This window comes from Bartonella sp. AD328YNZD, from assembly GCF_042196425.1.
On the sequence record NZ_JBHIQG010000786.1, the window covers coordinates 1 to 615 of the forward strand.

The 615-nt window shown below is 34.8% G+C and carries 1 protein-coding gene; it reads right to left on the reverse strand.

Annotation, left to right across the window (positions count from 1 at the left end; translation table 11 throughout):
• Window positions 1-615 (reverse strand): Eco57I restriction-modification methylase domain-containing protein (locus tag ACFIO3_RS15035; protein WP_375704777.1); only part of this gene is annotated, 615 nt, incomplete at both ends.

Genomic DNA, 615 nt, shown 5'->3' on the forward strand with positions numbered 1-615 from the left:
TCATGATAGTAAATTTTACACTCTCCAGAAACATTGGGATTTTTGATAAATAGCGTTACCGCAATACCAGTCATACTACCACTACCAAAAATATTCTCTCCTTCTTGAGAAGCTCCATTGCTTAATATATTTTTGCGGATATCCCCCCGTAAATTAAGCACATAAATACTCGTAAACTCTTTGGCTAAAGATTTTCGTAAACCATCCATTGTTGGCTTTTCTACATAATTAGAACCAGAAACAAAGCCGATTACTCCAGCATTACCAATACGGTCACTAGCCCAGCGAATGGCACGAATATAACTATCATATAACTTTTGCGTACTAGTTGCTTTCGATTGAGCTATATAAGTCTCACGAATGCGGTCATTTAATATCGGATAGGGTGTATTTTTTGCATTATCATTCTCATTTTTTTGTCCTACCGAATAAGGAGGATTGCCAAAGATAACTTTGATATTTAGATTCTTTTGATGTTCTAAATATTCACTGTTTTCTTTGAGTATACCGTCTATCAAGTTTTTTTCTTTAAGTGTCTGAAACGTATCAGCCAAACCAATATGCTTAAAGGGAATGTAATCTCCTTTCATAAGACTATGATACGTCGATTCAATG